Origin of the sequence: Rhodococcoides fascians A44A (genome assembly GCF_000760735.1) — a bacterium.
Lineage (GTDB): Bacteria > Actinomycetota > Actinomycetes > Mycobacteriales > Mycobacteriaceae > Rhodococcoides > Rhodococcoides fascians_E.
Genome location: NZ_JMEX01000005.1, coordinates 70,788 through 95,430, shown reverse-complemented (window position 1 = coordinate 95,430; position 24,643 = coordinate 70,788). Strand labels below are relative to the sequence as shown.

The following is a 24,643-nucleotide window of genomic DNA, read 5'->3' as shown; positions in this document are numbered from 1 at the left end:
GAGCTGGATCTGACGCGCGTTACTGACGCGCTTCAGTCGTTTACTATGATGATCCACTGTGTGATTGTCAAGACATTCTGAACGCCGCTTCGTACGCGGTCACTTTCCAGGGGGACACCGTGCATCCATCGCCGGAATCAACGCCGCATCGACGTCCGACGATGGCCGATGTCGCCGAGCGTGCGGGTGTGTCGCGGACACTTGTGTCGCTGATCTTCAGCGACAAACCGGGTGCTTCCCAGGAGACACGCGACCGAGTCCTCGCCGCGGCCGACGAGCTCAGTTATCAACCGGATCGGGCGGCACAATTGCTCGCTCGTGGCCGGAGCCGCACTCTCGGAGTGTTGACCGACGTGAAGCAGACGTTCCAGGCCGAGATGCTCGGGACCGTCTACGACGCCGCCGAAACCGCCGGATACGACGTGTTGTTGTCGGCCAGCGGCCCGACTCGCGACGAACGCAAAGCGATCGAGGCCTTGCTCAGCCACCGGTGCGAGGGGCTGATTCTGTTCAATCCGCTCTCCGATTCCGAGTACCTGCGGTCCGTCGCGGCCAGAGCCGTCCTGACGATCGTGGGCCGCAAGATTCCTGCCCGTGGGCCCGATTCTCCCCCGGTCAACACGGTTCGTTCTGCGGACAGCAGAGGCATCCGTGCGTCGGTCGATCATCTCGTCGAACTGGGGCACTCTCGCATCGTCCATGTCGACGGCGGTGATCACGCTGTGTCGGATGCGCGCAGACGCGCCTACGTCGCGTCCATGCGAAGGCACGGACTCGATACGTTCGCCCGCGTCGTGGGCGGTGCGCACGACGAAGAAGCAGGCGCCGCTGCTGCGCGATCGTTTCTGTCCGAGGCACAGCTTCCGACGGCGGTCATGGCAGGCAACGACCGATCGGCGCTGGGCATCATGGACGAACTCACCCGGGCGGGGGTGTCCATTCCGGGCGACGTGTCCATCGTCGGCTACGACGATTCGCCGTTGTCGCGGCTGGCGCGTATCGACCTGACCACGGTGCGCCAGGACGGCGAGGAATTGGCCAGGAGGGCACTCGAGTTCACCGTCACCCGGCTGGACGACGATCGGACCGAAGGCTTCGAGTGCGTCATCGAACCCGAGCTGGTCGTTCGATCGACGACGGGTCCGCCCAGGAGCGAGGGATCCGACGGTACCGCCGACTATCGCGGCGCCTGAGAGCTTGGTCACACATCCGCTCCACGGTTTGCCGTGGTCGTGCGTGGGCTACCCGACGACACAGTGCCTGGCACGACAGTTGGCACCGATCGGAACCACCCACTCGACCAACAGGAGCGCACGATGGCTACACCCACCCTGCTCGCGCAGCTGCGAGCCGTACTTCAGCTGACCAACACCGAAATTCAGGTCGCGGAAACCCGTGTGGCGCAGGCCCGCACGGATGCCGTCCGTACCGAACTCACACAGAACGCCGCGAACGGGCGCGAACGTGCGGCCGCCATCGAGTCGGAGTTGCGTGATCTCGGCGGGCTTCCCGACATCGTCGGGCCTCTCGTGGGTCGGACGCTTGCATTGTTCAAGACGCTCGCCGAGCAGGCCCAGCCGTTCGACGAGGCGCTTCTGGGCGACCTCGCTCTGGAACACCAGCTGGTCAGTCGCTCCAAGTACATCAAGGCGCTTGCGACGGCGGATTCCGAGCGGAGCGTCGTCCAACTGGCAGACCGTCTCGTTCGTGCGCACTCGGCCACGGTCGAGTGGCTGGAGACAGTTCTCGCCGAGGAAGCACTCGGAGGCCCCGTCGCCCTGCGCAGGACACCGCTTCAAGCGGCTGCCGGTGGGGCCGTTAAGATCGTGAACGCGCCCGCGACGTGGTCTGCTCGGGGCATCGACCGCGCACTGGATGTCGCCCGATCCACACCGAATCGTTTGTCCGAGCTGTTGGGCCGCGGCGCGCATGCGGGCGACATCGCCGCTCGAACGCTGTCGGCGAGCCGCGACGCGGCTTTGGAGGCTGCGGAGGACGTCGTGCGCGAGGAAGGTGTCGACGGCGTCGCCGACGCCATCCACTCTGCACGTTCCGCCGCAGGCGTTCTGGACGCCGACGAGCTACCGATCGACGACTACGAATCCTTGAACGTCGCGGAAGCCGTGGCAGCGATCAAGGACTCGAGTGATCCGAAGGAGCTTCGGACAATTCTCGCGTTCGAGGAAGCACACAAGAACCGCCACGGTGTGGTCTCCGCGACGCAGACGAGACTGGCCGCGATCGCCGGTTCCATCATCGCCGTCGACTGATACTGCGGTCCGGCCCCACTTCTGTTGGGGCCGGGCCGTTGTCGGGCCCTGCGCTCACGCGCGCGTGACACGCGGCGGAAAGGTCTCCTTCAGCCCGCTGGGCCCGATGCCTCGGTCGAGCGCGACGAGAAGGACCAGGCATCCGATTCCGGACAGAATCAGTGCAACGCCGAAGACTGCCGTGAACCCGAATGCGTCGCCGACCACGCCGGCAGCGAGCCCTGCAGCACCCTGCGAGAACACCACCGCACATGCGACCAGTGTGTAGTCGGCTCCTGCGAAACGCTTGTCGGCTGCATCCATCATCAGTGCGAAGATCGCGACGGTCGCTGCGCCTCCGAGTACGTGCTCTGCCACGCTCGCAGTGACGAGGAGTGGAAATCCGCCGACGCCCAACGATGCGACCACATAGAGTGCCAGACTTGCGGTTTGAGTGACACCACCGACGAGCAGTGACCGCCGTCGTCCGTAGCGCACAGACAGCCACGCGCCGAGTGCAGCGCCGCCGAGCGCCGCCACCGAGGACAGTCCCCCGTCGACGAACGCGATCTGGGCGAGAGTCAGGCCGCTGTCGGACATGAAGGGGCCGACGAGCGCCGAGCCCATCGAGTTACCGAACTTGAACAGCGCGACGAGCCCGATGAACGCCACCATCCCCGGGCGTCGCAGCCTGGCCAACCATCCGATGGTCAGGAGCGAAGCCCGCACGAGCGGGCCCGCTTCGGATTCGTCGGTGGTGTCCACGTCGGCTTCGGCCAGTGGTCGACGGGCGAACAGGACCGGAATCGTCGTGGCGATCAGCAGCACGGACATCGTGACGAACAGCGCGCGCCATCCGGCGAGCGAGAAGAGCCACAGCAGCAAACCTCCCCCGCAGATCATTCCGATCCGGTATGCACCGACTTGAATTCCGTTGCCCACGCCGCGTTGTCGGACACCGAGGAGTCGGACGGCGAGGCCGTCGGTGACGATGTCCTGAGTCGCGGACAGAACGTTGACGAGGAAGATTCCGACGAACAGCCAGCGCAGGCTCGTGGACAGTTCGAGGAAGGCCATTCCCAGGGCCACGGCAGCTGCGCCCAGTTGCAGGCCGAGCAACCACCGTCGCCGGGTGCCGTAGCGATCCACGTACGGTGCCCACAGGAACTTCAGTGCCCAGGGCAGGAACAGGAACCCGGTCGCGCTGATCTTGACGAGGGAGTATCCGGACTCACGCAGGACGACCGGCAGCGCAGTGGTGAAGAATCCGTAGGGAAGACCCTGGGCGAAATAGAGCGCGGTGAGCAGCGTGAGAGTGCCGACCGTGAACGAAGTCCCCCGCAACGCGAACGTCATGACCGACATCGTGTCAGACATCGGAGTGAGGCAGGGATCGAGCACGGCGTTGACAGTTTGAACTCTAACGGTTAGATTTCTAACTATGACCGGACCTGACGTCAATCTCACCAGCACTCTCGACCTACTGAGGTGGATCGGATGGGCTCAGCAGCAGGCCGGCCTCGACTGGATTCGTGAACGCGACCTCGGTCACCAGCAAAGTTTCGTCCTCGGTTACCTGACCAGGTCGCCCGGGGCGATCCAGCGGGACATCGCGAACATGACACGGACCACGCCCGCCAGTGTGTCGAGTCTTCTGCAGGGACTCGAGGCACGAGGGTTGATCGAGCGGCGTCCCGATCCGACGAACGAACGCATCAAACGGGTCTACGCCACAGAATCCGGCAGCGCACTGATCGCCGGATTCGACGACGCGATGAGGGCGATCGAGGACAAGCTCCTCGGGCCGCTCGACGACGACGAACGAACCACTCTGCACACGCTTCTGAGCAAGGTCACCGCAGAGCTCGCGCCCCCGTCCCGCGACTGACCGACCTCGCCCCCACCTCCGACGCATCGACGACGCCGATGCGTCGACCGACCGTGCCCGCGTACCGCGTTGTCGGACAGGGCTTTCGCACCCATGCCCGGATCCCGACCATGCCCGGATCCCACCGCTGCACACGAGGAGTTGCCATGAATACGTCCACCGCCTCTACCGAGAACGTCACCGAGACCGAAGGTTCGAACCGGTGGTATCTGTCGTCCGCACCGATTTTTCGTGCGCTCGTGCACTTGTGTATTCCGATGGCCGCCGCGCTGATCGTGACCGCGGTCTACAACGTGGTCAACGCAGGGTTCATCGGTTCGCTCCACGACGCCACACTCCTCGCTGCCGTCACCCTCGGTTCACCGGTTCTGGGAATCGTGATGGCCGTGGGCGGAGTGTTCGGCACCGGCGGTAGCGCGTTGATCTCACGGCTGCTCGGAGGGTCCGAGGCCGATCCGTCGAAGGCCGGAGAGATCAAGCACGTGGCCTCGTTCTCGGTGTGGGGAGCTGCCGCGGTGGGTGGCGTGATCGGTGCCGCCGGAGTCGTTTTCGTCGATCCACTCGTTGCGATGCTCGGCGCGCAGAGCAACGAGGTCCATGCCACGACGGCGTTCGTGGTGGTGCTGCTGGTGTTCGTTCCGGTGCTGACGACGTCCTTCTGCCTCGAGCAGCTGGTGCGAGCAGAGGGCGCGACGCGGCAGGTGATGACCGGTCTGATCCTGTCGACCGTCGCGAACGTGGTGTTCGACGTGCTGTTCATTCTCGTACTGCACTTCGGTGTCGCCGGTGCGGCACTGTCGGTCGGCCTCGCGAACGTTGTCACCGCCGTGTACTTCGTGACGTGGCTGTCACGGCACAGTGAACACGTCAGCCTCGCGCCGAGGCATGTGAGGCTGACGCGGTCGATCACCGGGCCGGTGTTCGGAATCGGCGTCGGTGAGCTGACTCAGGCAGGTTTCCTGGTGGTCACCTCGTTGGTTCTGAACAACCTCGCCGCTGCGTACGGTGACGGACCGCTCGCGGCCATGGGTGTAGCGGTACGCATTGCGCAGGTGCCTGAATTTCTCATCATGGGTGTCACGCTCGGTTGCCTGCCGCTGCTCGCCTACGCCTACGGCAAGGGTGATGCGCGGCGACTGTATGCATCGGTGCGGGGTGCCGGTGTGGCCGTCGGCGTCATCGCGCTGGTCTTCTCCGCTGCGGTGTTCGTGTTCCGCGAGCAGGTGTTCGCAGCGTTCGTCGCAGACACCTCGCTGCTCGCCCTCGGCGGTGTCGTGATCACGGCTCAGTTGGTGTCGATGATCTTCAACGGTGCCGCGGGACTGGTCACTACACTGTTCCAGGCAACCGGTCGCGTACTTCCGGCGACGATCATGTCGATGACGCAGGGTCTTGCGTTCGTCCCCATCGTCGTTCTCGGCAACCTCTGGTTCGGGCTGAACGGCATCATCTGGGCGCTGACCGTCAGTGAAGGTCTCGTGCTCGTCGCGGGCGTCGCTTTGTGGCTCGCCTCGCGAACCGCCATCGCACGAGGCCTGGACAAGGGTGATGCCGAACCGGCCGATGCCGTACTCGGTGCCGGTCAGGGAGAGATGGGCTGACGCAGAATCGTTCTGAGCCTGGACGGTTCGACCCGTCGTGCATCGCTCAGGTATATCTCGTGATGCTTCCCCGTCATCGACGCACCGGTTCGTGGGATGACGTCGTCGTGCATCGTCGCCAGGATTGCTGCCTCGTCGTCGTACGGGCCGACGTGCAGTGTCTGCACGCACCGGCCTTCGTCCAGCGTCATGGTTCGGATTCGCCGAAGACCCACTGGGTTACCTGTTCGATCGACGGAATCTTGTGCGGCAGAAACTTTTTCGTCGTCGATCCAGTCGGGGATCAAGATCATCGCCGTCCACTTCCACTGCGCCTTGTCTCGGGCGGTGGTGAAGGAGTTCATGTTCGGTGCCCACCAGAGCGCTTCGAGCGGCATGACGACGTAGTCGCGCCCGAGCTCGTTCTTGCTCGCGAATTTGATGGCGTAGGCGACGGGGAACAACGCTTGGAGCGCCTCTCGGTACTCCGGGGCGGTGTTGGGATCACCGGAACCGTCGATCGCGATGTACTGCAGGGGCGGGACCTCCACGACGTCGAAGCGCCCCTGCCGCGCGGAGTAGGTCGGGATCGTCTTCTTGAAGTCGACCTTCATCGCCTGCTCCCCTCGCGCCGTTCAGGTGGCCAGGGGATCACCGTACCGCCAGGGGTCCCTCGCGTGCGATCTTCTCGGTGGACCGGATACCCCCATGCGGGGGTAGTCGACTATGGCGCGCGTCACATAACGTCTCGATCCTGAACCGACCACCCTTTCGGCGCCGATTCCTGGAGAGACATGACATCACTGACACCCGACGACGCGGTCACCCGTCGAACCCCCGACGCGACACCGTCGTCCGCACCGCATCCGGTACCGACGACGAGTGTTCGCAAGGTCGCGGTCGCGAGCGGCATCGGCACGACCATCGAGTTCTACGACTTCTTCATCTACGGAACCGCCGCCGCACTTGTCTTTCCGACGGTGTTCTTTCCTGCTCTCGGCTCGACGGCAGGAACGGTCGCATCGTTCGCGACGTTCGCGGTCGCCTTCATCGCGCGTCCGGCGGGCGCAGTGCTCTTCGGCCACTTCGGTGACCGGATCGGCCGTAAGAAGACGTTGATCTCCACGCTCCTCCTCATGGGAATCTCCACCTTCGTGATCGGACTTCTGCCCGGTGCTGCCACGATCGGTGTTGCGGCGCCGATCATCCTGGTCGTTCTTCGGTTCGGACAGGGGTTCGCAGTGGGTGGTGAATGGGCGGGCGCAACGCTGTTGACCGCCGAGTACGCGCCTGCGAAGAAACGTGGCTTCTACGGTATGTTTCCGCAGCTCGGCCCGTCGGCGGCGTTCATTCTCTCGAGTGGGACGTTCCTCATCACCGGGGCGGTGTTCGGTGACACCAACGAGGTCTTCCTCGACTACGGCTGGCGAATTCCGTTCCTTCTCAGCGCGGTGCTGGTGTTGATCGGTCTCTACATGAGGCTGGCGATCGAGGAGACACCGATCTTCCGTGCGAACCAGGCAGAGGAAGAGAAGGTACAGGCCCGCGCGACGAAGCTCCCCGTGCTCGACGCGTGGCACGTGCAGAAGCGCGAGGTCCTGCTCGCCGCAGGTGCACTGGCATCGCTGTTCTCCCTCTTCTACATGGGCACCGCATATCTGACCAGTTACGGGACCAAGACTCTGGGATTCGACCGGCCGTTCGTACTGTGGACCGGAATCCTCGGGGCCGTGGTGTTCGGCATCGCAATCGGGCTGTCCGCGGTGTACTCCGACCGTGTCGGCCGTCGCCGCGTCATCATGGCGTCCTGCTCGGTGGCGATTCCGTGGACACTCGTCCTGTTTCCGCTGCTCGATACCGGCAACCCCGGTGCGTACGTGTTTGCGATGTGTGTGACCCTGTCCATTTTCGGTATTGCGTACGGTCCCACGGGCGCCCTGCTTCCCGAGCTGTTTCAGACCAGGTTCAGGTACACCGGAGCGGGACTCGGGTACAACCTGGCGGGTGTACTGGGTGGCGCGATTCCTCCTCTGCTTGCGGCCCCGTTGACCGCGCAGTTCGGCAGTATCGCCGTCGGCGTGATGCTTGCACTGCTGTCCGTTCTCAGCCTCGCCTGCACCAAGGCCCTCGTAGAGACGAAGGCTGTGGACATGACCTGACCCCCCACGTAGCGGGTCGACTGCCCGGGGACGCCACCGACGGTGTCCCCGGGCCTTGTCCGTGTCTGTGTCGTCCCAGGTCAACGCCTGGCTGCGGCAAAGGCTGTCTCGAACGCGTCGAGAGCATCGTCGGAGTCTGCGGACGCCCATGCCTCGAGCCCCACGACCCCGGTGTAGCCGATGCGTTTCAGCGCGGACGCAATTGCGGCGTAGTTGATCTCTCCGGTACCGGGCTCACACCTGCCGGGCACGTCCGCGACTTGGATCTCACCGATGTACGGCAGAGCTTCCGTGACCGACTCGATCAGATTCCCCTCCCCGATCTGAGCGTGGTAGAGGTCGAGATTCAGACGAAGGTGGGGATGGTCGACAGCGCGCACCAGGGACAGGGTGTCCGCGGCGGATGCGAACGGTGTGCCGGGATGATCGACGGCGACGTTGAGATTTTCGAGCACGAACGTGCGGCCTGCCTTCTCCCCCAACTCCGCGAGCGTGCGCAACGTGTCGGCAGCCGTGAGCCACATCGTCGGTGTGACCACCTGTACGGGCCGTAGTGGCAGACCGCCCTCGCCGAGGCCGGTACCGTGCAGATTCAGCCGAGGGCATGCGAGACGGTCGGCAACGTCCAGGGACCGCGCGGCGGACGCGAGTATCTCCGCGATACCGTCGGGTTCGGTCAGGTTCCCGGCGAGATAGCCTGTCATGGAGGAGAATTCGGCCCCGGACGAGGCGAGAGCATCGATGTCCTTGTTCGACCAGTCCCAGATTTCCACCAGCAGGCCACGGTCGGATATGCGCCGAACTCGTTCGAGCATCGGCAGATCGAGATAGAGCATCTCCGCGCACGCGGCAAGGTCGACCCCGCCGATCATGCGTCGAACCCGGTTGCGTCGATGTCCACGGAGCGTGCGGTGGCTGCGCTCTCCATGGCCGCGAGTGCGACGGTCAGTGCTGTGCGCGCGTCCTGACCGGTCACCGGCGCATCGGTTCCCTCACGGATCGCATTCACGAATGCGACGAACTCACCCAGGTACGCGTCGCGCAGCAGATCGGTGTCGCGACGGGCAGTGTCGACTCCGATTCCGCCCGGACCGTAGTAGGTCATGTCGCTCGACCGTACGTTGCCTGCGGTGACCATGCCGCCCGATCCGAACACTTCGGCGCGTACGTCGTACCCGTACAGCGCACTGAAGTTGGCCTCGGCAACAGCAATTGCGCCGTTGTCGAATTCGACGGTGACGACGGCAGTGTCGAGGTGGCCGTCGGCTTTCGCGTCGGGACGGATCAGCGCATCGGCGATTGCGGTCACGCGCGTGGGGCTCGCGCCCGGATTGAGGAACGCCAGTGCGTCGAAATCGTGGATGAGTGTCTCGAGGAAGATCGTTCCGGGCGGTATTCGTGCCGGATCGGCTGTGAACGGACCTGGATCGCGGGTGACCGACCTCAGAAGCTGAGGGGTGCCGACTCGTCCGGAGTCGATTGCGGCGCGAGCAGCGATCCAGCCGGCCGCGAAGCGGCGATTGAACCCGACCTGCAGCACCACGTTCGCAGCGCCGGCAGCGGCGATCGCTCGATCGGCGTCGGCCAGCGTGATGGCCATCGGCTTCTCGACGAAGACGTGTTTGCCGGCTTCGGCGGCCGCGACCACGAGCTCTGTATGCGTCCTGGCCGGCGTGGTGATGACAATTGCGTCGACGTCGGCGCGCGCGAGGATCGCCGCTGCGGATGTCTCCGCGATGTCGACGCCGAGTAGATCGGCCAGCCGTTCACCGCTCGGCGTCGGGTCCGCAATGGCGACGAGCTCGGCTCCGGGGACGTGGCGGGCGATGAGTTCGGCGTGGCTGGAGCCGATTCGTCCGGCACCGATCAGGGCCAGTCGAACTGGATTCTTCGTGGACATCGTTCTTCCGCTCTGACGACTAGTACGTACTAGTAGTACGTCCCAGTGCAGAGTAGGGCTACACCGGTCGACGGTCAACCACGTGGCGTCCGAGAGTGCTCTAAAGCGCTACCACCTTCCCGGCAGCTCTGGTTGCCGGCGAATCACAATCCTCGGGCCACTTCGTCTTCAGCTCCCGATGAACGTGGTGTCGGCGCCGATCGCAGACAGGAGTTCGACGTCGTGACTGATCATCAACACACCCATGCCGGCCGCGTCCGCATTCCCTTGGATCAAGCGGACGATCGCAGCGGTCGTCGCTGCATCGAGCATGGCCGTGGCCTCGTCGCAGATCAGATACTTCGGTTTCTGCGCGAGAGCTCTTGCCACGCAAGCACGTTGAAGTTGACCGTCGCTGACCTGGTGAGGCCGCCTGGCCAGGAGGTCGGTGGTCAATCCGACGCTGTCGGCGAGCTCGTCGACATCCGCGGCACGACGCGCGATCACAGCGGGTTGCTCGATGATCGACCGCAACGTCATGCGTGGATCGGTCGCCGATCGCGGAGATTGGAAGAGCAGCGCAACCTTCCGCCGCACATCGGGTGGAACAGAGAACCCCACCCCGCTCACGTCCACGCCGTCGATGCGGACGACACCTTCGCGCGGCGCGAGAAGTAGCGCGAGGACTCGAGCCATGGTGGATTTGCCGGAACCGGACGGTCCCGCGAGACCGACGAGTTCGCCGGCAGGCACCGACAAGGACTGCCGGACGAGTACATCGTTCGTGCCTGGGTACGCGGCTGTGATACGCGATGCGTCGAGGCTCATGATGTCGCCTTCGTTCTGTAGGACCTGGCCCCGACGGTGATCAGCTCCGTCGGTCCACCCGAGAACATCGTGTCCGGTCGTCGGAGGTGGTACACGCACTCGTCGGGCAGGTCGGTCAGCTGCGGCGGTATTCCCGGCATCGGGTTCAGGCCACGGGACGGCAGGGCGTTCAGGAGGTCGCGGGTGTAGTCGTGCAACGGATCGTCGAGCACGGACCGAGCTGGACCCGTTTCCATGATGCGCGACGCGTACATGACGGCGACTCGATCGGCGACGGACGATCTGAGGAGGGACGACAGGTCGTGGGTGATGAGCAGGACGGCGGCACCGTTGTCCGCCGACCGACGCAGCAGTGCCAGCACGCGATCGGCGAGTTCGGTGTCGAGGTTGGCCGTCGGTTCGTCGGCGACGATCACCGAGGGATCCCCGACGAGCGCCCCGGCAATCGCGACCCGTTGCGCCATGCCCCCGGACAACTCGTGTGGATGGCAGTCCAGCGCCGCCGGGTCCAACCCGACTCGAAGGGCCAAGTCGTCCGCGGTGTGGGTGGACCCGAGCACCCGAATCGTTTCGTTCAGTTGTGAGCGCGCTGTCCGTACCGGGGTCAGGTAGGACGAAGCCGACTGCGGAATCAGTGCCACGTCCCGTCCGCGGAAGGACTTGTCGGTGAACACGTCGACCGTCCGGGTGTCGGTCCTGACCGAAATCGAGCCCGTCACCGACGATTCCCTCGGGAGCATCGACATCACGGCAGACGCGAGAATCGATTTGCCACAGCCGGATTCGCCGACAAGCGCCGTGATGGTACCCCGTTCGACCGAGAGGTCCACGTTGCTGGCTGCGTGCACGACGCCACCGCCGCGCACCGGAATCCTGACGGTCAGATTCTCGATCGTCAGAGCGCTCACAACCGCAGCTCCGATGGCACGGGTGGTGCGATCGACGAGCGCAAGGCCGAGCCCGCCAGCGCCACGGACACCGTTGCGAGCACGAGAATTCCCGCCGGAAACACCAGTGTCCACCATCCTCCGAGGAGCAACGAGCTTCTCGCTTCGGACAACAGAGTTCCGAGGCTCGGCTGGTGCGGTGGAAGTCCGAAGCCCAGGAACGACAACGTCGACTCGTGCCAGATCGCGTGAGGCAACAGGAGTACGACAGCGATCAGGGCTTGCGGCATCACCGCAGGCAGCAGATGCCGCACTGTGACGTGACGTCGACTCGCGCCGGCGAGGATGGCGGCGTCGATGTAGGGCCTGCCCCTCAGTCCGAGTATCTCCGATCGAACGATGCGAGCGACCTGCGTCCAATGTGTGAGTGCGATCGACAGCATCACCGCGGTCGCACTGCCTCGGAACATCGCGACGATGACGATACCGAGCAGCAGATGCGGGAGCGCATTGACGGCGTCGGTGCCCCGCATGACGACCCGGTCGAACCAGCCACCACGGAGTCCGGCCGCTGCACCGACGGCGGTCCCGATCAGCGTGGCGAGCACCGCGCACGACGCGGCGATCAGGAGGGACGTCCGTATCGCGCTTGCGCTGCGTACGAACAGATCTCGGCCTGCCGAATCGGTACCGAACCAGTGCGAGAACGATGGCGCCAACCTTGCTTGCTCGAAATCGGTGATGCGATCGTCGACGCCGGACAACCAGGGAACGCCGACGGCGTACAGCGCGAGGAGCGAGAGAACGGCGACAGCGACGACCGAGCGTCGCCTAGCCATCGGTGTTCACCCGGGGATCCAACACGGCTGCGGACACGTCGGCGATCAGGGAGCCGAGCATGACCGCAACGGTCGTACCGACCGTCAGAACGGCCAGCAACGCCATGTCGAGATCCCGCGCGGACTGAACGAGGGCGCCTGCGATGCCGGGCCACGAGAACACTTCCTCGACGAGTACGGCTCCGACGACGAGCTCCGGTAATCGGGCTCCCACGACGTTGACGAACGGGGCGAGCGAGGCCGGGACGATATGTCGAGTCGTGACCGTCCGGCCCGGAATTCCTCGCGCGACAGCGCCCGCCACGAAGTCCTCACCACGAGAGGTCGATACCGATTCGCGCACCGCCAGCAGCAACCACGGTAGCTGTGACAGGGCGAGCACCGACACCGGAAGCGCGAGGTGTTCGAGCACTCCGACAGGAGTCGGGTCGGCACCCGCCTCGGTGAGTCCTGCTACCGGTAGCCATCCCAGTCCGAGCGCGAACAGCGCGATCGCGCCGAGAGACAGCACGTACGGCGGCACTCCTTGCACAGCTAGGCAGACTCCGGTCGTCACGCGGTCGAGCCATCCTCCGCGACGACTACCGGCAAGGACCCCGAGCACCAGCGCAAGGGTCGCGGCAAGCAGCAGACCGAGTCCTGCGAGCAGCAGAGTCCACGGGACGCGCTCCACCACCACCTGAGTCACTGGTTGTCCGAACGATCTCGACGTTCCCAGATCGCCGGTGAACACGCCCTGTACCCATTGTCCGTACGCGTCGTACCACGAACGGTCCAGACCGAGTTGTTCGGTGAGAACAGCCTTGTCCGCCTCCGATGTCGTGGTGTACCGCACACCCAGGTATGCCACGAGAGGATCGAACGGCGACGCCGCCGCAGCCGCGAACAGCCCGACCGAGACGGCCACGCAGACCGGCACCACGAACAGCAGTCGCCTACGCACCATGGCGACGATCGAACGCCGTCGGGCGTGGCGATCCCGCCGAGCCGTCACCCGTCGCCGAAGCAGTGTGGAGGTCACGGTGTTGTCGTCCAGGTCTGCAAGGACCACCATGGTCCCCACGTGACGCCGTGAGAGTGCGGCTCCAGAATCGGGCCCGACACTGTCCAGTCCGAGTCCTTCGCGACGTAGGTGTGATCGAGAAACACCAAGTACACGTACCCCGGATCCTCGACGTAGGCTCGCTGCATGTCGCGGTAGGCACGGTCACGCTCCGCGGTGTCCAGACTTCGACGCCCCCGCTCCAACGCAGCATCGACGTTCGCGTTCGAGTAATCGCTCGCGTTGTCGTACACGCTGCCGACATCGGGGCGAAGAAACACGGAGTTCAACGCGTTGTATGCCTGCGTGTCCGGGTCGTACGGTTCGGAACCACCGCCGAGGAGTGTCCCGTCGTACGAAATCCTGGTATCGATCCGGTCCCAGGACAACGCCTCCAGACTCACGTCGATACCGACCGCCGATGCGTCGGACGCGAAGGCCTGAGCAAGGTCTCGACGTACTGTGTCCGTCGAGTTGTACATGACGGTGAACGCCGCGCGGGTGCCGTTCCTGGCGCGCACCCCGTCCGCGCCGAGCCGCCACCCCGCGCCGTCGAGGACACGCGCCGCACTCCCGGGGTCGTACGAGAACACCGCCGACGGTTCGTACGCGTCACCGTAGACCTCCGGGATCGGCGTAGCCGCCGGCCGCCCGAACCCACCCAGGATGCCGTCGACCATCGATTGCCGATTCACCGCGAGGTTCAACGCCATCCGCACGGCCTCGTCCCCCGCCACCGGGTTGTCCGTCGGGAGGGACACCCCGCGCCAGTCCGCGGAAGTGTTGGACGCCAGCGACATTCCGTCGCGCACGCCGATCGACTCGGCGAGCAGCGGAGGAAGGTTCGTACCGTCGATCTCCCCGGCCGCCATGCGTTGGGCGCGCGTGTTGTCGTCCGGCACGTACAGCAGGGTCAATTTCTTCACCTCGGGCGCGCCACCGAAGTACTTCTCGTTCGCCTCGAATATCGCGCGGTCCGGTGTCAGGCCGACGAGAGTGTAGGGTCCGGTGCCGATCGGCGCGGTGTTGAGGCTCGATTCCGCAGCAAGCCCCGGCGTGGCCACCGATTCCGAGGGAACTATGCCGATCAGCAGTTTCGTGGGCAGCGCCGAGTACGGATAGGCGAGACGGAACTCGACCGTACTGTCGTCCACCGCAACGACGTCGCTGATCATGTCGAACGACGACCGCGCTTCCGAAGCCGATGCCGGGTCGAGGATCGCACGGTAGGTTGCCACCACGTCGGCGGCATCGAATTCCGAGCCGTCGGAGAACGTGACGCCGCCGCGCAGCGGCACCGTCCACACCGTCGCATCCGCGTTGGCTGTAGGGATCTCGGTGGCGAGAGCAGGTGTGAACCCAGGGAGACCTGGTGTGCCATCCAGGCGTAGGAGCCCGTCGTACATCTTGGCCTCGCCTGCGGAGCCGTAACCCGCGATCGGGTTGTAGCCACCGAGTTGATGCCCGTCGGCGAGGACGATGCCCCCCTCGGACGACACATTTGTCGAACCGGTGGGCGCACCGCAGGACGCGAGCGCGAGGATGCAGACCGCTCCCGCGGCGCAGCGATGTCCGAAACGTGTGTTCATCTACCTTCTTCGTTCGTACGGAAGTTCAAATGTACAAACGTTCAGATGAAAATGCGCGTCGGCGGTGCACTCACTCGCGACGCAATTCGGCGGCCGACGCCGGTCCGATCGCGACAGATCGGGTCGAGTCGTTCGACCACTGGGACCACGAACCCGGGTACAGGGCCGCCTCCATGCCCAGAATGTTCAAGCCCGCGATCACATGAGCGGCGGTGACTCCAGATCCGCAGTACACAGCGGCAACGTCGGTGCCGTCCCCCACGTGGTCGGTCAGCGCCGATCGAAGCTCGTCGTCGGCAAGAAATGTCCCGTCCTCCGCCAGCAGAGCGCTGGTCGGGAAATTCTTCGCGCCTGGAATGTGACCGGCCTTCGGATCCACCGGTTCGACCTCGCCTCGAAAGCGTTCGGCTGCGCGTGCGTCCACAAGTCGGCCCGACTCGGCGAACCGTGCCGCGCCATCGGCGTCCACCGTTGTGAGGCCGCCTGCACTCAGCGTCACGTTGCCGGATTCGACCGATGCCTCGCCCGATTCGACTGGACGATGCGATCGGGTCCACGCAGCGAAACCGCCGTCGAGGATCCGCACGTTCGCGATTCCGGCCCACCTCAGTAGCCACCACGCCCGCGCCGCCGACGTACTCGGACCCGCGTCGTACACGACGACGTCGTCTCCGTTGTCCAATCCCCACCGACGGGCGGACGCCTGAAGATCGGCGATGTCCGGCAACGGGTGCCGCCCTGCTTCCGGCCCCGCGTTCCCGGCGAGTTCGGTGTCCAGGTCCACGTAGACTGCGCCCGGTATGTGCGACTGCCGGTACAGCTCGTGGCCGTCGCTTCGTCCGAGTGCCCACCGCACGTCGAGAACCACGACGAGTCCGTCCGCAGACGCGGCACGACCGAGTTCCTCGACGCTGACGAGCACCGAACTGCGGGATGTCTGCGAAGTCATCTTTCTGTCCTATGGTTGGTGAGACTAAGACCTTTCGATCAGTGCTTGACCAGGTCCAATGCGAACTCGATGTATGCGGCTGCGACGTCCTCCGGTCGCTCGTTGCGCGCGGTGTCGAACCACTGGGCCACGGCGACGCACATCGCCACGACGGCGCGTGCGGCCTCACGCGGCCTTGTGGTGCCGAACAACCCCTGCTCCACCCCCGCGTAGACCTCGGCATCCACCATGCGCTGGACCTCGACGCGTTTGGCTGCGATGCGCGAGTAATTGGAGTCCTCGAGACTACGCATTTCACTGGACCCGATGAATCCGAGCTCCTTGCGGTAACTGTGATAGAGCGTCAGGCTCTCGATCAGCCGGGCGAATCGACTGATCGGAGAATCTCCTTCCACCTCGTCACGGGCGGCGGTAACACGACGTAGGAGGTCGGTCATCGTGAGCTCGAAGATGGCTACGAGCATTGCCTGTTTACTCGGGTAATAGTGGTAGAGAGCGGATACACTCGAGCTCGCTTCCTCGGCTATGTCGCGAATGGAAGAGCCCTCGTATCCCTTCCGCACGATGCACGCCACCGCAGCTCGCAGCACGACGTCCATGTCGAGCTCACCGTACTCACGCCAGTTCGGGGGCCGATCTCCAGCAGCGTTCGAGTTCGCGCTGCCGGACGCTGCTGGGGCGCCCGTGAACAGATCGCCGGGCGCGATGTCGAGGACAGTCGCGATAGCGTGCAAACGATCGATGCTCATCGTGGTTCGACCGGTCTCGAGAGCCGTGATGGTAGCCGGGCTCAGGTCCAGCCGGCGCGCCAGCTCCCGGAGGGATATCCCCTGCTGAGTACGCATGTCCCTGACCCGGGCACCGACATACGCGCCGGGACTGGTCGACGATTCTGCACTGGTCATGCGTTCAGCCTACCAACCGACTGCCGTTCACCAGCACTGAACAGCGGTGCCGGGTCCACCTGTTCTGCGGTTGATCCCCTCGTTCTGGCACCCCGCACCGTGCCGGATCGATCATCTGCCGGCGAAACGGCCGATACGGCCTTGGGCATCGTCGGACGTACCGACCCTGGCGATCGTCTCGGCTTCGTCGTCCAGATGCTCCTGATACGACGACGTCATTGCCTTGCGCATCAGCCGCCGTGTTTCACCGAGTGCCGGATGGGCGCCGGCAACGAGGGTTGCCGCCAGTTCTTCTGCGCGGGTGGTGATGTCGGAATCGTCCACGAGGTCGGTGATCAGGCCCGTGTCGAGCGCTTCCTGGGCGGAGACGACGCGGGATGTCAGCAACATCCGAGCGGCATTGCGTGCGCCCACGACCGCCGGCAGCAGCGCGGACACTCCGCAATCCGGAGACAGACCCACGCCCGAGTACGCCGCGGCGAACTTGCTCGACGGCCCGGCGACGACGAAATCGGAAGCGAGAACGAGGCCGAGCCCTGCACCCGCGGCCGAACCCTGCACGGCAGCAACGACGATGACCGGCAGCGTGTCGAGCTTCGCCAGTGCCCGGTGAACCACACCGGCCAGATCGCGTAGAAATCCGGGAGTGTCCTCCGCCGCCGCCATCTGCCGTACGTCGCCACCGGCGCAGAAGTTCTTGCCGTCTCCGCTCAGCAGGACCACGCGGACCGACGGGTCCGCGGCGACATTCTCGACTGCTCGTTCGAACGCCTCGGCCAGATCCGTATCGATGGAGTTGGACGCGGCGCCGCGCGAGAGACGGATGCGAGCAAGCGCGCCGTCTGTCGAGTAAATCACCGGCTCGTCGACGATCGCGTCGGTCATCGTGGTGCCATACGGATGGCGCCGTCCAATCGGATGACCTCACCGTTCAGCATCGGGTTCTCGACGATGTGCCGTACGAGCGCGCCGAACTCGTCCGGGTCACCCAACCGCGACGGGTGTGGCACCTGCGCGCCGAGAGATGCCCGTGCGTCTTCCGGCAGCGTCTTCAGCAGAGGTGTGTCGAAGATTCCCGGTGCGATGGTCGCGACACGGATCTGGTGACGCGCGAGCTCACGGGCGATGGGGAGAGCCATCGACACGATGCCGCCCTTGGATGCCGCGTAGGCAGGCTGACCGATCTGGCCGTCGAACGCCGCCACGGACGCAGTGTTCACGATGACGCCGCGCTCGCCGTCGACACTGTCGGTGGCCGCAATCCTCTCTGCTGCAAGGCGAATGACGTTGAACGTGCCGAACAGGTTGATCCGAACGATACGTTCGAAGTCCTCGAGGGGAAGCGGGCCGTTCTTGCCGAGGACCTTTCCGGGAGGGCCGACGCCTGCGCAGTTCACCACGACTCGGAGCGGTCCCTGCTCCGACAGTACGTCCAGTGCCTGCGACACGTCCTCGGTCGAAGTCACGTCTCCGGGAAGGAACGTGACGGAACCCGCGTGTGCTTGCGCGACGGCCTCACCGGGTGATCCCGGCAGGTCGAGGATGCCCACTTGAGCTCCTGCAGCCACGAGCGCCTCGGTGGTGGCCAGTCCGAGACCGGACGCACCTCCCGTGACCAATGCGGTGATGTTGTCGGTCTTCAACGAAAAGCTCCTGTTCTGTGTCCACGACGAGTGTGTTCCGTCATGAGTACTGGTTCGGATCGTGCACGGGCGGGGGAAGCAGTCCGGTCGGACCGCGGCGATGTCAGCGTGGATCGACGAAGATGTCGTAGTCGAGTGGTTCGACTCCCCCGTACTGCTGCAGGTCCGTGACTCCGGCCTCGGCCAGCACGTCGACATCGATGGTCGTTCGTCCCGTTCGGCGGCTCGGGCGGTGGGCCAGCAGCAGCGCCGCTGCATCCGCCATGATCTGCGGATCGCGCGCGTGCGAAGTGCCTTCTTCTCCGCCCAGCAGGTTCTTGACGGCAGCGGTTGCGATCGTGGTCTCGGGCCACAGGCAGTTGCTTGCAATACCGAACTCGGCGAACTCGGCGGCGAAACCGAGTGCAAGCAGGGTCATTCCGTATTTTCCGAGCATGTACCCGGGATGTTTGCCCAACCATTCGTTCGACATGTTCATCGGTGGAGACAGCGTCAGAACCTGCGCGGAATCGGACTTCTTCAGGTGCGGAAGGCACGCCTGCGTCAGCGCAAACGTCCCGCGCACGTTGACCTGCTGAATGAGGTCGAACCGTTTGAGCGGCAGGTCCTCTGTCTTCGCGAGATTCAGCACGCTCGCATTGTTGATGCAGAAATCGATTCCGCCGAACGTGTCCATCGCGGTCTGGGCAGCTCGCTGAACGTCGGCGTCGATGCGCACGTCTCCGACGACTCCGACGGCCTTCCCGCCTGCGGCCTCGATCTGTTCGACGGCGGAGTGAATGGTCCCGGGAAGCCGGGGGTCCGGGTTGTCGGTCTTGGCCAGCAGGACCAGGTTGGCACCACCCTTCGCCAGCTGTGTGGCGATGGCCAAGCCGATTCCTCGGCTGCCACCGGACATCACCGCGGTGAGTCCGTCGAAGCGTAGGTCGCTCATGATGTTCCTCCGTCAGATTCGTTCGATGATCGTCGCGTTGGCCATGCCGCCGCCTTCGCACATGGTCTGCAGGCCGTACCGACCGCCCGTGTGCTCCAGGTAGGTCAGCATCGAGGCCAGAAGTCGACCGCCGGACGCTCCGAGGGGATGCCCGAGCGCGATCGCGCCGCCTGCGGGGTTCAAGCGCTCGGGGTCGGTGTCGAAGTGGCTCTGCCACAGCAACGGAACCGGCGCGAACGCTTCGTTGACCTCGTACGCGTCGATCCGGTCGAGCGTCAGACCCGACTTGGCGAGAATCTTCTCGGTTGCCGGAATCGGACCGGTCAGCATCAGGAGCGGATCACTACCTGCGACGCTGAAGCTGTGGAACCGAGCGCGGGGGGTCAACCCGAGCGCCGACGCCTTCTCCTCGCTCATGATGAGGGCCGCCGACGCGCCGTCGGTCAGTGGCGAGGAGTTTCCGGCGGTGATCGACCAGTCGATCTCCGGGAACCGGGCGGACATCTCGTCGGTGCGGAACACCGGACGAAGCGATGCCAACGACTCTGCGGTAGTGGACGATCGGACGGTCTCGTCGACGCTCACCAATACGTCGTTTCCTGATGCGTCCGTGGTCCTGACAGGCACGATCTGGTCTGCCTGCAGGCGCTCGGCTGCCTGCGACGCGAGCCGATGCGAGCGGGCTGCGTACGCGTCCAGTTCCTCACGACCGAACTTCCACCGTGCTGCGATCAGTTCGGCTCCGATGCCCTGTGACACGAGCCCCTCGGGGAATCGCGCCTTCAACGGTCCCACGTTGGGATCGGCGCCCCCGACGTTCGAGAACATCGGAGCTCGGCTCATCGACTCCACACCGCAGGCGATGACGATGTCGTACGCACCCGCGGCGACGCCTTGAGCTGCGAATGCTGCGGCCTGCTGGCTGGAACCGCACTGGCGATCGATGGTGGTGGCCGGTACGGATTCGGGAAATCCGGCAGCAAGAACAGCGGTACGAGCGATGTTCACGGCCTGCTCGCCGGACTGGGTGACGCAGCCTGCGATGACGTCGTCGACGAGAGCCGGGTCGAGATCGTGCTTGCGAACCAGCTCCGCCAACAGATCGGCGAGAAGGGTGGCCGGGTGTACCGATGACAGCGAACCGCCGGGCTTGCCCTTGCCCGACGGTGTGCGGATGACATCGACGATGACTGCTGTGCTCATGGGAATTCCTCGCTGGAGTTGATCGAATATCAGAAGCCGAGAAGCTCGGACACGTAGCCCCGAGCTCTGGATGCGTCGAAGGACCGTGCAATCTGCATCTTTTCGGCCTCGGCCGAACCTTCTGCATGGGTAGCGAGTACCGACTGGTACCCACCCCAGCTGCCGGTGCAGAGATCGCCGATCAGATTGATCAGCCGAAGTCTTTGTTCGGCCGGAACTGCTGCCGCGAAGTACTTCTCGAGGACCTTGCGGGTGTCGGGGTCTGCCCAGTCGCCCGCGCCGGGCCCTGTGGCCACCAGTCCGCCTGCGAGGTCGAGAACCGCTGCGGTCGCCGCATGGAATCCATGTGCGAAGTGATACTTGGCCATGTTCACAGCGAGAGGGTCGGGCAGCTGAACGCCGTTGTCGCCCTGTGTCGACCGGATCGCGGCGAGTTGGCCGAAGCCACGAACGGTTTCTGTGTACGAAATCAGCTCGGTCAACTTGCTTTTCACGTGACCGGCCTTGGAGATTCCGTTGGCCTCGGCGACCATCGTCGCCGATCCGACGAGCAGGTCGAGCAGAGGCAACTTGTAATTGATGGCGGTGTACCGGTGGTAGTCGACGAATGCGATCGCAAGCGGACCTGCCAGTTCGGGTTGCCGAGCGAGGAACACGCGGTTCTTCGGGACCCGAACGTCGTCGAAGACGGTCAGGCTCTCCAGAAGCTTGTGCTTGGAGGAGAGCGGGTGGGTGAACTCGTCCCTGTCTCCGTGCAGGTAGGGCGAGACGTACAGGGTGAGCCCGGGTGTGTCCACCGGCACAGCGAAGCTGAGTGCATAGTCCGCGTCCGCGGGACCCATTGCGCGCGTGGGCAGGACCAGGATTTCGTCTGCGTTCGCGGAGAAGGAGGTGTGCACCTTCGCGCCACGAACCGTGATCGTGTCGGCATCCTCGTCGACGATGTGCAGGTACAGATCGGGATCGGCCTGCTGATGTGGTGCGAGCATCCGGTCGCCCTTGACGTCGGTCTGTGCGACCGCGATCGCGACGTCGTTCGCGCAGCAATGCTCGTAGAACGCCTTGGCGTTCTCCAATCCCTCCCCGGACAGAGCCCGCAGGAGACCGAACAGTGCGTCGCTACCGACCTCCTTCAAGACGATCGTGCCAGTGCCGAGTATGCACACACTTTCGATCAGCCGCCCGCGACGCTCGATGTCCTCGGCGGTACGTGGTACTCGATAGAACGCGGTGTATGGACCCTGTCCATCGTCGGCGATGGCCAGATCGGGTTCGAGTTCCGCGATGTCGTACGCAAGCCCCGAGTGAGAGATCGCCGTGTCGAACTCGGAGAACGCCGTGACGTCGTCGACCTTCTGGCCCTGGTACACGACGTTACGGCCGTCTCGCAGCCCCTCTCGGTACTGGCGTGCTGTGCGAATGCCCATCTGACGAACCTCTCGGAAGTGACTTGCACACGACTACAACGGTACAACAGACCGTTCAATCGTTCGACTTCTGTTTAGTTTGTCAGCGGTGCATTTATGTGTCAACGTCTGAATTTCAAACCTTGACCTTGATACTCGCGGAGTGCGACCCCGATCGTTGATACGGTTGCATCGATCGAACGTTCTCTGTTCAGCGAAAGGCATGCCATGTATCCCGGGGCCCACGTTGCGACCCACCCGAGCAAAGCTGCTGTAGTCATGGCCGAAACCGGTGAGACAGTGACGTTTGCCGAACTGGAATCCCAGTCCGTCCGCATTGCTCGCTATCTGCGCGACGCCGGACTTCGCGTAGGCGACCACATTGCGCTCGTCAGCGACAACACGGTCAGGGTGTTCGAAGTGTATTGGGCTGCGCTCCGGTCAGGTCTGTACATCACTGCCGTCAACCGTCATCTCACCCCCGCCGAGATGGCGTACATAGTCGACGACTGCGGAGCCCGCGCTGTCATCACCTCCGCTACGCTCGGGGACACTGCCACGAAGGTTGCCGACTTGGTCGACGGCGTGGACATCCGCTTGGCCTTCGGGGGTCCGGTTCCGGGGTTCGACGACCTCGACGACGCGATCGTCGACCTGTCGGACGAACCCTTGGCCGATCAGCCGCGCGGCGCGGACATGCTGTACTCCTCCGGAACCACGGGCAAGCCCAAGGGGATCGAGCCGTCACTTCCGAATCGGCAGATCGAAGAACCCGGAGACACGATGGCTGCGTTGGCGTCGACGATCTGGAGTGTGGATTCGTCGACGGTCTATCTCTCGCCGGCCCCTCTCTACCACGCTGCTCCCCTTCGCACCGCCGCAGCGGTACAGGCTCTCGGCGGAACGGTCGTCGTGATGGGGAAGTTCGATGCCGAGCGCGCACTGTCCTACATCGAGAAGTTCGCTGTCACGCACAGTCAGTGGGTGCCGACGATGTTAGTTCGTATGCTGAAACTCCCCGACGAGGTCCGAGCGAAGTACGACTTGTCGACGCTGCGGGTGGCGATCCATGCAGCGGCGCCCTGCCCGGTCGACGTCAAACACGCCATGATCGAGTGGTGGGGGCCGATTCTCGTCGAGTACTACTCCTCCACCGAACTGGCCGGATTGACGAGCATCACATCTGCGGAGTGGCTGAAGAAGCCCGGTTCGGTCGGTAAGGACGGGTTTCTGGGCACAGTGCGCATCTGTGGTCCTGACGGCGAGGTCCTGCCTCCCGGCGAAATCGGCGACGTCTATTTCGAACGAGACGTCATGCCGTTCGCCTATCACAACGACCCTGCCAAGACGAAGAGCGCACAGCACCCACTGCACGAGAACTGGTCCACAACAGGGGATGTCGGCTACCTCGACGAGGATCGCTATCTGTTCCTCACCGATCGTGCAACGTTCATGATCATCTCCGGTGGGGTGAACATCTATCCGCAGGAGATCGAGAACGTCCTGGCCTCGCATCCGAGCATCCTCGATGTTGCTGTGATCGGCGTACCCGACCCGGAAATGGGCGAGCAGGTGCTCGCCGTCGTGCAATTGTTGCCGGGTGTCGAATCTTCCGACGATCTGGCCGAGTCGATCCTGAGCGAGGCACGAAACTCGTTGGCACGGTACAAAGTTCCGCGTCACATCGTATTCACTTCGGACCTCCCGCGCACACCGACGGGCAAGCTCGTCAAGGGACGCCTGAAGGGCAAGTACGACAGCGTCGTACTTGGATGACCACAACATCGGACCGCCCGAAAACGGGAAGTTCGTTGCCCTAGGATTCACCGATGCGGCAGGACCTCGACCTGCGCTCGAGGGCCGGCGCTCCGATGGTCTCGACGAGATCCTCCCGCAGTGTGCAGCAGGTGCACCCGTAGCTGAGCTCGATGAGTTTCGTCGTGGTCATCGCCTTCGTCGGTCTCACGTGGGCGATCGCATGGAAACTCGCATCGACGGACGATCCGCGCGACAGTTCACGGGTCGACGCCGCCGAGCTCGCATTGATCAGGAAGGACGCCGGCACCGAGCAGCGCACTGCGCAGGAAATTGCCGGTGCGAGCCACTCGGCCTGGCGGGCAGTGGTTCAGCCCTCCGTGCTCGCAATCGCGTTGTCCCTGTTCTGCTACAACTACATCCTGTTCTTCTTCATGACGTGGTTCCCCGACTATCTCGTCGACGCGCAAGGCGTCAGCCTCCGTGACATGTCTTTGTTCACCGCCGTCCCGACCGTCACCGGCGTCATCGTCGCGGGCGACCACTACGGCAGCGCCTTCGCGACCGCCGGTGCGCTCGGCATCGTCGGTGCGGTCGTCGTTCTTGTTCTCGTCCGGCAACGCGAGCATGCAGACGTTTCAACCGAATCGAGCACCACGTCGAACCCCTGAAACAGCTACAACGGGCACCGAACGGGTGAGCCGGTAACCCCTACACATCGAAGGCGCCTGCGAGCGAGGGCGGGCCTCTCCCACACGGCCGATATCTGCACCACTTCTGGACTCTTACCAGCGCACCCCGGGAGTGTTGCAAACTCCGCCGAATCCAAGCTTGCTCACGAAGTAAATGTATGCCCATAATGTGGGTGACAGTGTGGCGCGTCACAGCCAAGTTTCCTCCATGACGCC

Annotated in this window: 23 protein-coding genes and 1 pseudogene; 7 read left to right on the top strand and 17 right to left on the bottom strand. The window is 64.4% G+C overall.

Annotated elements, in window-relative coordinates; all coding sequences use genetic code 11:
- The first annotated feature begins 161 nt into the window (after positions 1–161).
- On the top strand, positions 162–1,193 hold the full coding sequence (locus BH95_RS04390) for a LacI family DNA-binding transcriptional regulator (RefSeq protein ID WP_020113295.1): 1,032 nt from the start codon (positions 162–164) through the stop codon (positions 1,191–1,193).
- 123 nt (positions 1,194–1,316) lie between these two features.
- The gene (locus tag BH95_RS04385) at positions 1,317–2,270 is read left to right on the top strand and encodes a hypothetical protein (protein WP_019667728.1); all 954 of its coding nucleotides are present in this window, start codon (positions 1,317–1,319) and stop codon (positions 2,268–2,270) included.
- A gap of 54 nt (positions 2,271–2,324) precedes the next feature.
- Here the strand turns inward: BH95_RS04385 and BH95_RS04380 are convergent, their stop codons facing one another.
- Entirely contained in the window at positions 2,325–3,626 is a 1,302-nt protein-coding gene (locus BH95_RS04380; protein ID WP_020113293.1) for an MFS transporter, read from the bottom strand.
- A gap of 64 nt (positions 3,627–3,690) precedes the next feature.
- Here BH95_RS04380 and BH95_RS04375 point away from each other — a divergent pair, with 64 nt between their 5' ends.
- On the top strand, positions 3,691–4,137 hold the full coding sequence (locus BH95_RS04375) for a MarR family winged helix-turn-helix transcriptional regulator (protein WP_019667730.1): 447 nt from the start codon (positions 3,691–3,693) through the stop codon (positions 4,135–4,137).
- A 146-nt stretch (positions 4,138–4,283) separates the two neighbouring features.
- Complete coding sequence (locus BH95_RS04370; RefSeq protein ID WP_037181878.1) at positions 4,284–5,738, top strand: MATE family efflux transporter; 1,455 nt, start codon at positions 4,284–4,286, stop codon at positions 5,736–5,738.
- On the opposite strand, the gene BH95_RS04365 is transcribed toward BH95_RS04370, so the two are convergent.
- A complete protein-coding gene (locus BH95_RS04365) occupies positions 5,720–6,331 on the bottom strand; it encodes a GyrI-like domain-containing protein (protein WP_037181212.1) in 612 nt (203 codons plus the stop codon). The two genes, BH95_RS04370 and BH95_RS04365, sit on opposite strands and share 19 nt — an antisense overlap.
- A gap of 180 nt (positions 6,332–6,511) precedes the next feature.
- Here BH95_RS04365 and BH95_RS04360 point away from each other — a divergent pair, with 180 nt between their 5' ends.
- Positions 6,512–7,876: an MFS transporter gene (locus BH95_RS04360; protein WP_037139123.1), complete on the top strand. Its 1,365-nt coding sequence runs from the start codon at positions 6,512–6,514 to the stop codon at positions 7,874–7,876.
- A gap of 80 nt (positions 7,877–7,956) precedes the next feature.
- Here the strand turns inward: BH95_RS04360 and BH95_RS04355 are convergent, their stop codons facing one another.
- The 14 genes from BH95_RS04355 to BH95_RS04290 form a co-directional block, all read right to left on the bottom strand.
- Positions 7,957–8,748: a TIM barrel protein gene (locus BH95_RS04355; RefSeq protein WP_019667734.1), complete on the bottom strand. Its 792-nt coding sequence runs from the start codon at positions 8,746–8,748 to the stop codon at positions 7,957–7,959.
- A complete protein-coding gene (locus BH95_RS04350; protein ID WP_037181209.1) occupies positions 8,745–9,776 on the bottom strand; it encodes a Gfo/Idh/MocA family oxidoreductase in 1,032 nt (343 codons plus the stop codon). The genes BH95_RS04355 and BH95_RS04350 overlap by 4 nt, the downstream gene beginning before the upstream one ends.
- A 168-nt stretch (positions 9,777–9,944) precedes the next feature.
- On the bottom strand, positions 9,945–10,583 hold the full coding sequence (locus tag BH95_RS04345; protein WP_037181207.1) for an ABC transporter ATP-binding protein: 639 nt from the start codon (positions 10,581–10,583) through the stop codon (positions 9,945–9,947).
- Entirely contained in the window at positions 10,580–11,491 is a 912-nt protein-coding gene (locus BH95_RS04340; protein ID WP_037181205.1) for an ABC transporter ATP-binding protein, read from the bottom strand. The genes BH95_RS04345 and BH95_RS04340 overlap by 4 nt, the downstream gene beginning before the upstream one ends.
- Positions 11,488–12,309, bottom strand: a complete 822-nt coding sequence (locus BH95_RS04335) for an ABC transporter permease (protein WP_019667738.1) — start codon at positions 12,307–12,309, stop codon at positions 11,488–11,490. Before BH95_RS04335 ends, BH95_RS04340 begins: the two co-directional genes overlap by 4 nt.
- Entirely contained in the window at positions 12,302–13,372 is a 1,071-nt protein-coding gene (locus BH95_RS04330) for an ABC transporter permease (RefSeq protein ID WP_020113284.1), read from the bottom strand. Before BH95_RS04330 ends, BH95_RS04335 begins: the two co-directional genes overlap by 8 nt.
- On the bottom strand, positions 13,327–14,940 hold the full coding sequence (locus tag BH95_RS04325) for an ABC transporter substrate-binding protein (protein ID WP_037181202.1): 1,614 nt from the start codon (positions 14,938–14,940) through the stop codon (positions 13,327–13,329). Before BH95_RS04325 ends, BH95_RS04330 begins: the two co-directional genes overlap by 46 nt.
- 70 nt (positions 14,941–15,010) lie before the next feature.
- Positions 15,011–15,889: a sulfurtransferase gene (locus BH95_RS04320; RefSeq protein ID WP_037181199.1), complete on the bottom strand. Its 879-nt coding sequence runs from the start codon at positions 15,887–15,889 to the stop codon at positions 15,011–15,013.
- A gap of 38 nt (positions 15,890–15,927) precedes the next feature.
- The gene (locus tag BH95_RS04315; RefSeq protein ID WP_037181198.1) at positions 15,928–16,794 is read right to left on the bottom strand and encodes a TetR family transcriptional regulator; all 867 of its coding nucleotides are present in this window, start codon (positions 16,792–16,794) and stop codon (positions 15,928–15,930) included.
- Positions 16,795–16,905: 111 nt separating this feature from the next.
- A complete protein-coding gene (locus tag BH95_RS04310) occupies positions 16,906–17,679 on the bottom strand; it encodes an enoyl-CoA hydratase/isomerase family protein (protein ID WP_033188745.1) in 774 nt (257 codons plus the stop codon).
- On the bottom strand, positions 17,676–18,437 hold the full coding sequence (locus tag BH95_RS04305) for a 3-hydroxyacyl-CoA dehydrogenase (RefSeq protein ID WP_037181196.1): 762 nt from the start codon (positions 18,435–18,437) through the stop codon (positions 17,676–17,678). The genes BH95_RS04310 and BH95_RS04305 overlap by 4 nt, the downstream gene beginning before the upstream one ends.
- Positions 18,438–18,540: 103 nt before the next feature.
- Positions 18,541–19,371: an SDR family oxidoreductase gene (locus BH95_RS04300; protein ID WP_033188746.1), complete on the bottom strand. Its 831-nt coding sequence runs from the start codon at positions 19,369–19,371 to the stop codon at positions 18,541–18,543.
- Between the two features lie 12 nt (positions 19,372–19,383).
- Positions 19,384–20,574, bottom strand: coding sequence for a thiolase family protein (locus BH95_RS04295; protein WP_020113278.1), 1,191 nt, complete (start codon positions 20,572–20,574; stop codon positions 19,384–19,386).
- A gap of 29 nt (positions 20,575–20,603) precedes the next feature.
- Positions 20,604–22,001 carry a 4-hydroxyphenylacetate 3-hydroxylase N-terminal domain-containing protein gene (locus BH95_RS04290; RefSeq protein ID WP_037181194.1) on the bottom strand — a complete coding sequence of 466 codons (1,398 nt, stop codon included), beginning with the start codon at positions 21,999–22,001 and terminating at the stop codon, positions 20,604–20,606.
- 207 nt (positions 22,002–22,208) lie between these two features.
- Here BH95_RS04290 and BH95_RS04285 point away from each other — a divergent pair, with 207 nt between their 5' ends.
- On the top strand, positions 22,209–23,756 hold the full coding sequence (locus tag BH95_RS04285; RefSeq protein WP_037181193.1) for an acyl-CoA synthetase: 1,548 nt from the start codon (positions 22,209–22,211) through the stop codon (positions 23,754–23,756).
- Positions 23,757–23,826: 70 nt separating this feature from the next.
- Here BH95_RS04285 and BH95_RS28695 read toward each other — a convergent pair.
- Positions 23,827–23,925: pseudogene (locus tag BH95_RS28695) on the bottom strand (GTP-binding protein); the annotation flags it as partial.
- Between BH95_RS28695 and BH95_RS04280 the strand changes: the two are divergent.
- Entirely contained in the window at positions 23,909–24,406 is a 498-nt protein-coding gene (locus tag BH95_RS04280) for an MFS transporter (protein ID WP_080737954.1), read from the top strand. The pseudogene BH95_RS28695 and the gene BH95_RS04280 sit on opposite strands and share 17 nt — an antisense overlap.
- The last annotated feature ends 237 nt before the right edge of the window (positions 24,407–24,643 follow it).